Raw genomic sequence first — 12,344 nt, forward strand, 5'->3', positions numbered from 1 at the left:
ACCCCGCGCCCCGCGCCCCGCACCCCGCACCCCGCACCCCGCGCCCCGCACCCCGCACCCCGCACCCCGCACCCCGCACCCCGCAGGCTCGACGCCTTCCGGCGCGACCAGCTGGCCACCGCCGCACTGTTCTGCTTCCCCGGCTTCCAGTACGCCATGGGTCTCCCGGCTGCCGGCCCTCAAGAACCGGTTCGACCTCGGCGAGACACAGCTGGACCTGCTGCTGATGGTCTGCGGGGTCGGCGCCGCGGTGTCCTTCCCTCTGGCCGCCCGGCTGATGCGGCAGCTCGGTTCGCGGTGCCTGGCGCTCTGGTCGGCGCTGGCTCTGGCGGCGGTGCTGCCGGCGCTGTCCGCGACCGGTTCCTATCCCCTCGTCCTGCTGGTGGTGTTCGTCGACGGGGTGGCCGTCGGCTGTCTGAACGTCGCCATGAACGCGCAGGGCGCGGCACTCGAGGCCCGGTGCGAGCGGGCGGCGGTGGCGCAGCCGCACGCCAGGTTCAGCGCGGGCTCGCTCACGGCCGCGCTGCCCGCCTCGGGGACGACCGCCATGACGCATTTCGTATCCGCGCACCTCGCGGCCGCCGCGGCCCTGCTCCTCCTCCTGCTGCTCGCCGTCGCGCGCCCCGGCTGGCGGCGCCGGGGCCCAAGCCCGAGGAGGCTGCCGCCAAGGGCGTCCGGAGCTTCGTCGGTGCCTCCAGGGCGGCGCTCTGACTGGGCTGCGCGATGGTGTTCGGCACCGTCACCGAGGGCGCGATAAACGACGGGTCGGCGCTCTGCCGCACGGTGGAGACCGGGACGTCGGGGCAGCTCGCGCCGCCGGGCATCACCGTGGTCTCGGTGGTGATGGTGCTGGCCCGCCTCCTCGGCGACGGTTGGCGTGGCCGCCTGGGCGACGCCCGGGTCGTCCACGTCGGCGGTGTGGTGGCCGTACCGGTCTCGCGCTCGCCCTGCTGGCCGGCGGGACCTGGCCCGCGCTGATCGGCTTCGCCGGTGTGGGCCTGGGCATGGCGACCGTGACGCCCTGCCTCTACGTCGCCGCCGCGGAGGGCCCGAACGCCCTGACCCTGGTCGCGGCGATGGGCACGACCGGTCTGCTGGCGGGCCCGGCACTGATCGGCTTCGTGGCGGGACGCACGGATCTGACGGTCGGCATGGCGGTGGTCGCCGCCTCGGCACTGCTGGTGTCCGTCTCCGCGCGGCGCATCACCTGGCACAGGCCGGGCAAGCCCGCTCCGGCCGGTGAGGGGGGGGCGGGGCCGGTTGAGGCGGTGACGCCCGTGCGGCACAGAGGTCAGGCCTGTGCCGCACGGGCTGCCGGTGGCCCGGTCAGGGCTCCCGGGGCGGTGCGCCGCCGGGTGCCGTGATGCGGGCGATCGCCTCGAGGGTCAGGGCGCGGTCGTGGGGTTCCCTGGAGAGGGCGAGGTGGAGGGTCAGTCCCTCGATGAGGGCGTCGAGCTGGCGGGCGGTGTCCGGGGCGAAGTACTTCTCGAGGTGGACCCGGCTGCGGCGCATCCACTCGCGGGTGAGTTCCCGGTAGGCGGGCCTGCGGGCGGCGAGGGCGTACAGCTCCTGGGTGAGCACGAGGTCACGCGTGCTGTCCTCGGACAGGGCGTGGATGAGGCCGGCCACGGCCTCGCGGGCCTCCTCGGGGCCGGACGGCGCCGCGAGATGGGTGTCGAAGATCGCGACCACATGGCCGGTGAACTCGCTGAACGCCTCCCTGAGCAGCTCGTCCATCCCGCTGAAGTGGTACGTCATCGACCCCAGCGGCACCCCGGCGCGCCGGGCGATCTTGCGGTGCGAGACCGCCGCGAGCCCTTCCTCGGCGATGAGGTCGAGGGTGGCGGCGATGATGCGTTCGCGGCGCCGCGGGTCGGTGTGTCCGGTGGCCACGGGAGCCTCAGATGCTGCGGACCGGGCGGGCGGGGCTGCCGACGGCGACCACGTTCGCCGGCACGTCCTTGGTGACGACCGCGCCGGCTCCGATCACGGAGTTGTCCCCGACGGTCACCCCGGCCAGGACGACGGCACCGCCGCCGATCCATACGTTGTCGCCGATGGTGATCGGCTGCGCGGCTTCCAGCTTGTCGCGCCGGGGCCCGGGGTCCACGGGGTGCGTGGGGGTGAGGAGCTGGACGCCCGGGCCGATCTGGCAGTCCTCGCCGATGACGATGGCCGCGACGTCGAGTGCGGTCAGGTTGTAGTTGACGAAGGTGCGGGCCCCGATGGTGATGTTGCTGCCGTAGTCGACGTACAGCGGCGGTCGCACATGCGCCTCCTCGCCGACGGATCCGAGCAGCTCGGCGAGGACCGACTGCGCCGCGACGGCGTCCTCGACGAAGGCGGCCTGGAAGCGGGCGGCCAGGCGTACGACCTCCTGCTGCCGGCGGGCGATCTCGGGGTCGTCGGCGATGCAGGGGGCGCCCGCCCGCATCCGTTCCAGGTTCGTACGGGGGTCCTGTGCGAAGTAGTCCGTCGCCATGGGATGACGGTACCCTTCGGAGCGTACGAACGTACACCCCCTCGTCGCCACGTGCCCGGCCCGTGGGGCCCGTCTCGTCACGGCCGGGACGAGACGCCACACTCGGCACGTGGCATCGCTCTACCGCAGTACGGCGGGCAGGGAGTTCATCCGGCGCTGATGCCTCGCCCGTCTCGACGCGTGGCCGGTACCGCACGAGCGGAGGACCGTGACCGCCCAGGGCACGCGGACCCATGTGGTCCTCGCCGGATCCGGTGCGACGACGGTACTCGGCACGTGACATCGCTCTACCGCAGTACGGCGGGCAGGGAGTTCATCCGGCGCTGATGCCTCGCCCGTCTCGACGCGTGGCCGGTACCGCACGAGCGGAGGACCGTGACCACCCAGGGCACGCGGACCCATGTGGTCCTCGCCGGATCCGGTGCGACGACGGTACTCGGCACGTGACATCGCTCTACCGCAGTACGGCGGGCAGGGAGTTCATCCGGCGCTGATGCCTCGCCCGTCTCGACGCGTGGCCGGTACCGCACGAGCGGAGGACCGTGACCACCCAGGGCACGCGGACCCATGTGGTCCTCGCCGGATCCGGTGCGACGACGGTCGCGTTCGTCCCGGGCACCAGCTTCAACGCCGCCACGTCCCTGCCGCTGGCCACGGCCCCGGTGGACGCCGGCCACCGGGTCCTGCTGACGGCCCGTCCCCGGCCAGACCGGTCCCAGCTCCGGCGCACGCGGTCCGTCCGGCGGCCGGCTCGCGTGGTACGGAGCGTGGCTGGGCGAGGTGATCGAGCAGATCGCGTCCGGGCCGGTGGCCGTGATGGGCCACTCCTTCTGCGCCGCCGTCGCCCTGTCCAGCGACTCCCCCCGCGTCGACCGGCTCGTCCTGGTCTCCCCCGGCGGACTGACCCGGCTGAGGGTGACCCCCTGGGTGCCGGCCGCCTCGGCCGCCTGGTTCCTGCGGCCCGCGCCGGCACACAGCGCCCGGCTCCTGCGCCCCATGCTCGCGCCCGGCCTCCGCCCCGCGGGAGACTGGTCGGCTGGATGACCCTGGTCGCCCTCCACTCCCGCTCCAGCGGAGCACCCGGCGCCGCCGTCCCGCCCGCACGGCCGGTCCCCCGCCTGGTCGTCGGCGGGGAACACGACGTCTCCCTTCCTCCGCGGCGGCTCGGCCCGGCGGCGCGCACCGCACTCGGCGCCGACCTCCAGGTGATTCCCGGGGCAGGGCACCTCGCGGTCGAGGAGCACCCCGCGTACCTGTCCGCCCTGCTGGACCTGCCGGACCGGACCGCCCCCGGCACCCCTACGGGGTGGACGGGCGCGTGGACGGCCGGCGGCCGGATCCGGGCACCGCGGAAGCCCTCCCCCGCTCCGCTCCCCCGACACCACCTGCCGCCTACCGCTCCGCACGTGATGCGCCACCGGCCCGCAGCACCCTCGCGAGGACGACCACGAGCGCGCCCGCGAGGGGGACCACCAGCAGGCCGAAGCGCAGGCCGGCCTCATCGGCGACGAGGCCGACGACCGGTGGGGAGAGCAGGAAGCCGAGCCTCATCAGCCAGGAGACGATCGTCAGGCCCGATCCGGGCCTGAGGCCGGGCAGTTCGTCGGCCTCGTGCATCGCGGCGGGTACGAGGGTCGCCACACCGAACCCGGCTGCGGCGAAGCCGAGGACGGTGCCGGGCACCGTGGGCACCGCCAGCGCCAGACCCATGCCGGCCGCGGCGACGAAGCCTCCGGCGCGGGCGACCGCGCGCTGGCCGAACCGGTCGACGAGCCGGTCGCCGAGGACCCGGCCGACGAACTGGGCCCCGGCCAGGGCGATGAAGCCGGACGCCGCCAGCGCCGCCGACGCGTTCAGTGAGTCCGAGAGGTAGAGAGCGGCCCAGGAGTTGCCCGCGTCCTCGACGAGGGTGCCGGCGGTGGCGATGAGGACGAGCGCGGCCAGTACGTACCGCGTGCGCGAGGTCAGGCCGGGGCTGCCTCCCCTTGTGGGCTCCTTCTCCCCGGGCTCTTCCTGCACCTCCGTCTCCTCGGCCGGCCCGGTGTCGGGTCCCGGCAGGCAGAACCGCAGGGCGACACAGGCGGCGACGCCGAAGACCAGGCCCGAGATCAGCAGGTGTGGCCCGAGCGGGAGACCGAGCGCGATGGCGCCGGCGGCCATGGCTCCGCCGGTGACGGCTCCGATGGACCAGACGGCGTGGAAGGAGTTGATGATGGAGCGCCCGTAGCGGCGCTGCACCCGCAGCCCGTGGGCGTTCTGCGCGACGTCGGTGAACGCGTCCATCGCGCCGGCCAGGAACAGCGCGACCGCGAACAGCACCACCGACTGGACCAGTCCGGCGACGAGGATCCCGGCCGCGGTCAGCAGGGTGCTCGCCACCGCGGCCCGCGCCGAGCCCAGCCGGCGGACGAGGACCCCCGCCCCCAGCCCGGCCACGACGGCCCCCGCCGGGAACGCGGCGACGGCCAGCCCGTAGGCGGCGTTGCCGATGCCCAGATCCGCCTTGATCTGCGGATAGCGCGGCAGGAGGTTCGCGAACAGGGCGCCGTTGGTGAAGAAGAGCACGGCGACGGCCGCACGGGCCTGCCGCTCGGCCGGGCCCGTGCGGCGCAGCACGTCAGTGGTCATACGCCGGACCCTATCCGCAGAGCGTACGAACGTACACTCTCTTTTCCGGCGGCACGGCCGACGCCCGGTTCCGGCCCCCGGACGGGGACCGGAACCGGGCGCGTGGGGACTCTGGCGCGCCCCTAGCCGTTGTAGGTCTCGAACTCGGCGATCCGCGGGGTGCCGTTGGAGCTGGTGATCTCGAAGGTGACCTTGCGCAGCGAGGTCCGCGGGAAGGAGATGACACCCGCTCCGCTGCCGGATGTCAGGACGGCTCCGGTGTCGTGGTCGAGGACCCTCCAGTTCCGGATGGTGCCCTCGGCGCCCGCCGCCTCCCGGATGTTGATCTTCGACACCGAGGTGGCGGACGGCCACTTGACCGAGACGGAACCGGTCGAACCGCTCGGCGACCAGTAGCTGCTCATGTTGCCGTCGATCACGTTGCCGTAGCTCGTGCCACTGGCCTTGCTGGAGCCGTCGGCACCGGCGCCGAGGCTGAGGTTGATCCCGGTGGGGGGATCGGTCGGGCCGGTGGGCGGGTCGGTGGGGTCGGTGGGCGGGTCGGTCGGGCCCGGGTTCTGCGGGGTGCAGTTGCCGTTCGAGACCCGGTTGCCCTTGTTGGCGCCGGCCGTTCGGTTCACCACGTCCGGTACGCAGTTCGCGTTGTCGAGGCTGTGGGAGTAGGGGATGCCGACCGAGGTGTTGGACGTCGGGTTCGGGCCGGCGGGCTGCTTGTCGCCGCTGCGGCTGGACCAGGTCACGTTGTCGAAGATGTTCCCGCTGACCTGCCAGTAGCCGGCCTCGCTGGTGTAGAAGGTGCCGAGAACGTCCTTGGAGTCCTCGAAGTAGTTGTTGTCCACCTTCGCGCGTGCCCCGGCCCGGGAGTTGATGCCGGACTCGTGCACGTCGACGTAGTGGTTGTTGTAGATGTGCGAGATACCGCCGCGCAGCAGCGGGGTACGGGAGTCGATGTTCTCGTACTTGTTGTGGTGGAAGGTGACGTAGCCGTTGGAGCGGTCGCTCTCGCTGGACCCGATGAGGCCACCGCGGCCGGAGTTGCGCAGGATGCTGTACGACAGGGTCACGTACTGGGTGTTGTTCTTCAAGTCGAAGAGGCCGTCGTAGCCCTCCGACTCGCCGCCGGACGCCTCCAGCGTTGCGTGGTCGACCCAGACGTTGCGGACGCTGCTCTCCATGCCGATGGCGTCGCCGCCGTTGGAGGTGGGAGAGCCGGACTTCTTGACGTTCCTGACGGTGACGTTCTGGATGATGATGTTGCTGGACTCCCTGATGTGGATGCCCAGCTGGTCGAAGACGGCGCCGCTGCCGACACCGACGATCGAGACGTTGCTGATCTGCTTGAGCTCGATCACGCCGTCGGCGGTGTTGCAGCTGCTGCCCGACACCTTGCTGGTGTTGCCGTGGTTGATGGTCCCCTGGACCTCGATGATGATCGGGGTGCTGCTGCTGGCCCGGTTGCACAGGGCCGCGTGGATCGCGGTGCCCGTGGTGGCGCGCACCGTCTGCCCGCCGGCGCCGCCGGTGGTTCCGCCGTTCTGCGTGGCGTAGCCGGTGGCGCTGCCGGTGACGGCCGCCGACGCCGAGGACGTCGACGCCACCAGCCCGGTCGCGGCCGCGAGGGCCGCCGTGGCCAGCGTCGCACCGAGGCGCACTGCTGCTGATCTCTTCATCCGTGTCTCTCCCTGTTCGTCTGCACGTGCCGGGGGCGGACTGCATGGATGGACCGGGGCGACCACAACGGCCGGCCTTAATGGCATGGGCATGTCATGTAGAGCACGGCCGGATTCGCCGGACCTCTCTCCGGACGGCTCCGGCCACACTCGGCCGTACTGCGACCACGCCCTGCCGGCACCCTGGTCCTGCCCTGCTGCGGGTGCTGTTCTCCGAGGTGGTTCTTCGGCTCCTGCTCGGCTCTTGCTCGGCTTCGGTGCGACCGGACCGACCGCCGCCACGAGGGCCCGGGGGGCATGTCGGCCGACGCCGGCCGCGGGATCACCGCGACCGTGCTCCCGCGCCGGACCTGTGGCGGCTTCTGCGCGAAGTCCCCGGCGAACGCGGCGACTTCACTCCACTGGTCCCGAACCGACAACCGGGGAAAGCGCTTTCTCACCGCGAGAATAGGGCGGCCCGGACCAGCCTGGCAAGGCTCTGGACGCCATGGGTGCGCTCTTTCGTATCTCATACACCAGACGCTGTTCACACTCATCCGGCCCCCGGCAGAGGGGAGTCCAGAGGGAACCCGCCCAAGCCCTCGGCCCCGCAGCCGGGCCCGTTCCGGGCGGCGACGGCTTCCCGCAGCCACGCTCGACTCCTGCCGGCGGCGGTACCCCTGGAAGCGATCCCGGTCGGTCGGATCCGGCGAGGGGCCGACCCATGGACCACCCCTTCTCCGGCGAGGGCACTCGGACGGCAGTCCGGCCAGACGCATATGCCAGCCAAAAGATCGATACTGGCAGTCGATGCACGACAAAAGAAGGTTTTCAGCTTGCATGTGCGGCAGTATGATCGGCACGCGCATGGCCGTCGGACCGGGCCGTGAGAAGCAGCAGGCAGAGGGAGCAGCCCTGTGACGACCCGCCCCGCACACCGGACCCGCCCGTCCCGCTCGGGCTGCTCGGTCCGCCGGACGCCGAGGACGCGGGCGGCCGGTGCCGGCGCTGTCGTGCTGCTGGTTCTGGGGGCCTCGACCGCCTGTTCCTCGTCCTCCGACGACGGCTCCTCGCCGGCGCGCGGGGACACGCGCGTGTCGGGCACGGTGACCGTGTTCGCCGCCGCGTCCCTGACGGAGAGCTTCACGACGCTGGGCGAGCGGTTCGAGAAGGCGAACCCCGGCACCGAGGTCACGTTCAGCTTCGGCGGCAGCGACGGCCTCGCCGCCGGCATCACCAGCGGCGCCCCCGCCGACGTCTTCGCCTCCGCCAGCCCCGGGACGATGAAGATCGTCTCGGATGCGGGGGACGCCACCGGCACCCCGGCCACCTTCGTCCGCAACCGGCTGGAGATCGCCACCCTGCCGGACAACCCGGAGGGCGTCTCCTCGCTGAAGGACCTGACCGACGCGAAGCTGAAGGTCGTCCTGTGCGACAGGGAGGTGCCGTGCGGGGTCGCAGCGCAGACGGCACTGGACGCCGGCGGCCTGAAGCTCACCCCCGTGTCGTACGAGCAGGACGTCAGGAGCGCCTTGACGAAGGTCGCGCTGAAGGAGGCCGACGCCGCCCTCGTGTACAGGACCGACGTACGCGCGGCGGGTGACAAGGTGGAGGGCGTGGACTTCCCCGAGGCCGCAGAGGCCGTCAACGACTACTCGATCACCCTGCTCGAGGACGCCCCGAACGCCGAGGCGGCCGAGGCGTTCGTCGCGTACGTGCGGTCCGACGGGGGTCAGCGGGTGCTGGCGGACGCCGGGTTCCTGACGTCGTGATCCCGGCGGACACCTCCGGCACGCGGACCGGCACCCGCAAGGGCCTCCGCAAGGGATCCGGTCCGCGGCGGCGCCGCGTGGGGGCGGCGGGCGGGCAGGGCGTACCGCTGCCCCTGCTGCTGCCCGCGCTGCTCGCGCTGGCGTTCCTGCTCGTGCCGCTGCTCGCGCTGCTGGTCCGGGCCCCGTGGCAGAGCATGCCCGAGCAGCTGACCAGCCCCGCGGTGTGGCAGGCGCTGCGGCTCTCCCTGGTGTGCGCCACCGCGGCGACGGCGGTGAGCCTGGTCCTCGGCGTCCCACTGGCCTGGCTGCTGGCACGTACGGACTTCCCCGGCCGGGGCCTGGTGAGGGCACTGGTGACACTGCCGCTGGTGCTGCCGCCGGTGGTGGGCGGTGTCGCCCTGCTCATGGCGCTCGGCCGCAACGGCATCGTCGGGCAGCGGCTGGACCAGTGGTTCGGCATCAGTCTGCCGTTCACGACGGCCGGGGTGGTGGTCGCGGAGGCGTTCGTGGCGATGCCGTTCCTGGTCATCAGCGTCGAGGGCACCCTGCGGGCCGCCGACCGCAGGTACGAGGAGGCCGCGGCCACGCTGGGCGCGTCCCGCTTCACCGCCTTCCGGCGGGTCACGCTGCCGCTGATCGCGCCGGGCGTCGCGGCGGGCTCGGTGCTGGCCTGGGCGCGGGCGCTGGGCGAGTTCGGGGCGACGATCACCTTCGCCGGCAACTTCCCCGACCGGACCCAGACCATGCCCCTGGCCGTCTACCTCGCCCTGCAGAGTGACCCGGAGGCGGCCATCGCCCTCAGCCTGGTCCTGCTCGCCGTCTCGATCGCGGTGCTGGCCGGCCTGCGCGACCGCTGGTTGACGGCGTCATGACCCACACCGGGAAGCGTGAGCACGACGGCACCACCGGATTCGGCGAGGGCCCTGCCGGCCTCGACGCCCACCTCGTCGTCGACCACGGCACCTTCCGCCTGGACATCGCGCTCACCGCCGCGCCGGGCGAGGTCGTCGCCCTGCTCGGCCCGAACGGTGCCGGCAAGAGCACGGCACTGCGCGCCCTGGCCGGCCTCACGCCCCTCACTACCGGCCGTCTCCGCCTGGACGGGAGGGAGCTGGACCGCCTGCCGCCCGAGTCCCGTCCCGTGGGCGTCGTCTTCCAGGACTACCTCCTCTTCCCGCACCTCACCGCCCTGGACAACGTGGCCTTCGGCCCCCGCTGCCAGGGCGCCACGAAGGCTCGGGCACGGGCGACGGCCGCCGCCCTGCTGGACCGCATGGGCCTGGCGGACCACGCCGGTGACAGGCCCCGCCGTCTCTCGGGCGGCCAGGCCCAGCGCGTGGCCCTCGCCCGTGCCCTGGCCACCAGCCCCCGGCTGCTCCTCCTCGATGAGCCCCTCGCCGCCCTGGACGCCCGTACCCGCCTGGAGGTGCGCGCCCAACTCCGCCGCCATCTGGCCGCGTTCGAGGCCGTCGCCGTCCTGGTGACGCACGATCCGCTCGACGCGACGGTGCTGGCCGACCGTCTGGTGGTCGTGGAGCACGGCAGGGTCGTCCAGCAGGGAACTCCCCGGGACATCGCCCGTCACCCGCGCACCGACTACATCGCCCGGTTGGTCGGCCTGAACCTCTACACCGGCCGGGCCGAGGGCCACACCGTACGGCTGGACGGCGGCCCGGCGGTCACCATCACCGAGGACCTGGCCGGTCAGGTCTTCGTCGCGTTCCCGCCCGGTGCCGTGACCCTCCACAGCAGCCGCCCCACCGGTTCCAGCGCACGCAACCTCTGGCACTGCGAGGTGGGCGGAATGGAGACCCACGGCGACCAGATCCGCGTGGACCTCACCGGCGAACTCCCCCTGGCCGCCGACCTCACCACGGTCGCCGCCGCCGAACTCGGCCTCCACCCGGGCACGGACGTCTGGGCCACGGTCAAGGCGACCCAGACCCACGCCTATCCGGTCTGACCGGCGTCCGGACCGGTCGGCCCGGACGGCGGCGCCCCCTTTCACCGGCTCAGCCGGAGGGGCGTGGGTGGTTCTGGTCGCGCCAGGCCCGGGGCGAAACACCGTAGGCCTGCCTGAACACCTTGCTGAAGTGGGTCGCGTCCACGAAGCCCCAGCTCCGGCCCACTGCCGCGATGGTCCGCAGCCGGCCGTTCGGGCCGGCCAGTTCCCGTCTGCACTCGGCCAGGCGGTGCGAGCGGATCCAGTCGCCGAGGCTGATGCCCGACCGGGCGAGCACCTTGTAGAGGTGACGGACCGAGACGCCGTGCGCGGCGGCGATCCGCGCGGCCGAGAGGCCGGGGTCGGCCAGGTGCGCCCGCATGTACCGAGTGATCCGCAGGCTGAGCGTCGCCTCCAAAGGCTCCCTGGCAAGGCTGGAGTCGCCGAGTTGGGAGGTCACGACCGCGCGGACGAGCTCGATGCTGGGCTCCACGGCGGCGGCGTGCGGGCCTCGGTGCATCTCCTCGTCGTCGGCCAGTCCGGAGAAGTACGTGAAGGCGAGGCCGGCAAGCGGGTTGTCGGAACCGAGGGGAACCGCGGCAACGTCTCGCAGTAACCGCTCGGGAAGCGAGAGGACCGAGCGGGGGAAACGGATGAAGTGGTGGCCGACTCCCTCCTCGAAAAGAAGCGTGTAGGGAGTCGCTGTCTCGTAGAGAGCGAATTCTCCCGGTCTCAGCAGGCACTGACGGCCGCTCTGCACCACCAGGCTGGTGCCCGCCATCTGGAGTCCGAGGAAGACCGCGGGTTCCTCGTCCCTCCGGGCCAGCCGCTGAGTCCGTTCGACAGTCACCGCGGTCGCCCGCGCCGAGCAGATCCTGATGGGCCCGACGGTGCCGAGCCCGATGCGAACCGAGAGGTCATCGGCCGGAAGATGGTGATCGATGTCGACCGGCACGACGGATTCCCACACCGCGTGCCGGATTGTTTCCTCGCGTTCCCCGGGCGGCACGAACGCGGTGTCCAGGACCGGGCTCACAGGGCCGGCCCTCGTCCGCACCCGGCGTGGAGCCGGGCTGCCGACGCCTTCGCCCGTTTCCTCACAAGTCCCCTCTCGACACGGACAGTTCCCACGTCAGCATCGCAGCGATCCGGCCCGCCACACAACGGTTTCGAGCGGCGTGGCAGAGGCCGTGCGGAGTCTCTGCCTGGCACGACGCCGGTTCACGGGGGTCGCCACAGCGGGCTGCGAGCGCCGGACGCCGCCGTCGCCCGGTCCGGGTGCACCACTGACAAGGTTCCGTGCACGCATGGCAAATTCCGAGCCCCACGAGCCTCCTAGGGTCTGCTGGCGGAAGCCGTCGTCCTGAGGGCGGCACTGAAATCACGGGAACCGACATCTGGAGTAGAAGAATGCTGAAGGTTCGAGGCAAGCGCTCCAAGTCCGCCGTCGCCATGGGTGTGTTCCTCGCCGGTCTCGTCAGCGGCGCCCTCACCGGTGCTCCGTCCGCGACCGCAGCCGACTATCTCCCCTGTACTACCGGGGGATACCTGTACAACAAAGTGACGAACCCCACCTCCTACAAGTACATCCCCTACGTCGGGACTTCCAACTACTGCTGGCTCAAGAGCGGAATGAGCAACACGGCAGTCCGTGCGCTTCAGAAGAACCTGAACCACTGCTACGGCAAGAACCTGGCGTTGGACGGCGTCTTCGGATCCCTCACCAAGTCGGCACTCGTCTCCGTCCAGAAGAAGGTGGGGGTGACCGCCGACGGTGAGTACGGCCCCCACACGCGGAATGCGATGGTGTGGGCGAACTACAGCATGGAGACCGGAGCGAAGATCAACTGCAACTGACCGGTGGATCAACA

Annotated in this window: 11 protein-coding genes and 1 pseudogene; 6 read left to right on the plus strand and 6 right to left on the minus strand. The window is 72.1% G+C overall.

All coding sequences use genetic code 11. The features are described 5' to 3' along the window. Positions 1-111 precede the first annotated feature (111 nt). Positions 112-1,364: pseudogene (locus HUV60_RS06860) on the plus strand (MFS transporter). Here HUV60_RS06860 and HUV60_RS06865 read toward each other — a convergent pair. The 3 genes from HUV60_RS06865 to HUV60_RS06875 form a co-directional block, all read right to left on the minus strand. Continuing rightward, a complete protein-coding gene (locus tag HUV60_RS06865) occupies positions 1,327-1,893 on the minus strand; it encodes a TetR/AcrR family transcriptional regulator (RefSeq protein WP_269441151.1) in 567 nt (188 codons plus the stop codon). The pseudogene HUV60_RS06860 and the gene HUV60_RS06865 overlap by 38 nt on opposite strands. A gap of 7 nt (positions 1,894-1,900) precedes the next feature. Beyond that, positions 1,901-2,482, minus strand: coding sequence for a sugar O-acetyltransferase (locus tag HUV60_RS06870; protein ID WP_257853970.1), 582 nt, complete (start codon positions 2,480-2,482; stop codon positions 1,901-1,903). Positions 2,483-2,936: 454 nt separating this feature from the next. After that, positions 2,937-3,137, minus strand: coding sequence for a hypothetical protein (locus tag HUV60_RS06875; RefSeq protein WP_269441152.1), 201 nt, complete (start codon positions 3,135-3,137; stop codon positions 2,937-2,939). A 125-nt stretch (positions 3,138-3,262) separates the two neighbouring features. Here HUV60_RS06875 and HUV60_RS06880 point away from each other — a divergent pair, with 125 nt between their 5' ends. Continuing rightward, on the plus strand, positions 3,263-3,526 hold the full coding sequence (locus HUV60_RS06880) for a hypothetical protein (protein WP_257853972.1): 264 nt from the start codon (positions 3,263-3,265) through the stop codon (positions 3,524-3,526). A 348-nt stretch (positions 3,527-3,874) separates the two neighbouring features. Here the strand turns inward: HUV60_RS06880 and HUV60_RS06885 are convergent, their stop codons facing one another. Both HUV60_RS06885 and HUV60_RS06890 read right to left on the minus strand, forming a co-directional pair. Beyond that, on the minus strand, positions 3,875-5,110 hold the full coding sequence (locus tag HUV60_RS06885; protein WP_257853973.1) for an MFS transporter: 1,236 nt from the start codon (positions 5,108-5,110) through the stop codon (positions 3,875-3,877). A 122-nt stretch (positions 5,111-5,232) separates the two neighbouring features. Beyond that, positions 5,233-6,780 carry a pectate lyase family protein gene (locus tag HUV60_RS06890; RefSeq protein ID WP_257853974.1) on the minus strand — a complete coding sequence of 516 codons (1,548 nt, stop codon included), beginning with the start codon at positions 6,778-6,780 and terminating at the stop codon, positions 5,233-5,235. 896 nt (positions 6,781-7,676) lie between these two features. Here HUV60_RS06890 and modA point away from each other — a divergent pair. From modA to HUV60_RS06905, 3 genes are read left to right on the plus strand one after another with little or no spacing between them, the layout of a single operon-like run. Beyond that, entirely contained in the window at positions 7,677-8,531 is an 855-nt protein-coding gene (gene modA / locus HUV60_RS06895) for a molybdate ABC transporter substrate-binding protein (RefSeq protein ID WP_443047231.1), read from the plus strand. Further along, the gene (gene modB / locus HUV60_RS06900) at positions 8,531-9,403 is read left to right on the plus strand and encodes a molybdate ABC transporter permease subunit (RefSeq protein ID WP_443047503.1); all 873 of its coding nucleotides are present in this window, start codon (positions 8,531-8,533) and stop codon (positions 9,401-9,403) included. Before modA ends, modB begins: the two co-directional genes overlap by 1 nt. Further along, a complete protein-coding gene (locus HUV60_RS06905; protein ID WP_257853975.1) occupies positions 9,400-10,494 on the plus strand; it encodes an ABC transporter ATP-binding protein in 1,095 nt (364 codons plus the stop codon). Before modB ends, HUV60_RS06905 begins: the two co-directional genes overlap by 4 nt. Positions 10,495-10,543: 49 nt before the next feature. On the opposite strand, the gene HUV60_RS06910 is transcribed toward HUV60_RS06905, so the two are convergent. Then, positions 10,544-11,509, minus strand: coding sequence for a helix-turn-helix domain-containing protein (locus tag HUV60_RS06910; protein WP_257853976.1), 966 nt, complete (start codon positions 11,507-11,509; stop codon positions 10,544-10,546). Positions 11,510-11,883: 374 nt separating this feature from the next. On the opposite strand from HUV60_RS06910, the gene HUV60_RS06915 reads away from it, so the two are divergent. Next, entirely contained in the window at positions 11,884-12,330 is a 447-nt protein-coding gene (locus HUV60_RS06915) for a peptidoglycan-binding domain-containing protein (protein ID WP_257853978.1), read from the plus strand. Positions 12,331-12,344: the final 14 nt, after the last annotated feature.

It is taken from the genome of Streptomyces sp. KMM 9044 (assembly GCF_024701375.2).
Lineage (GTDB): Bacteria > Actinomycetota > Actinomycetes > Streptomycetales > Streptomycetaceae > Streptomyces.

What these genes read in the sequence shown, in the direction of transcription:
- HUV60_RS06870 (WP_257853970.1), bottom strand. Translation starts at nt 2,482, where the DNA reads ATGGCGACGGACTACTTCGCACAGGACCCCCGTACGAACCTGGAACGG.
- HUV60_RS06885 (WP_257853973.1), bottom strand. Translation starts at nt 5,110, where the DNA reads ATGACCACTGACGTGCTGCGCCGCACGGGCCCGGCCGAGCGGCAGGCC.
- HUV60_RS06890 (WP_257853974.1), bottom strand. Translation starts at nt 6,780, where the DNA reads ATGAAGAGATCAGCAGCAGTGCGCCTCGGTGCGACGCTGGCCACGGCG.
- HUV60_RS06905 (WP_257853975.1), top strand. Translation starts at nt 9,400, where the DNA reads ATGACCCACACCGGGAAGCGTGAGCACGACGGCACCACCGGATTCGGC.
- HUV60_RS06915 (WP_257853978.1), top strand. Translation starts at nt 11,884, where the DNA reads ATGCTGAAGGTTCGAGGCAAGCGCTCCAAGTCCGCCGTCGCCATGGGT.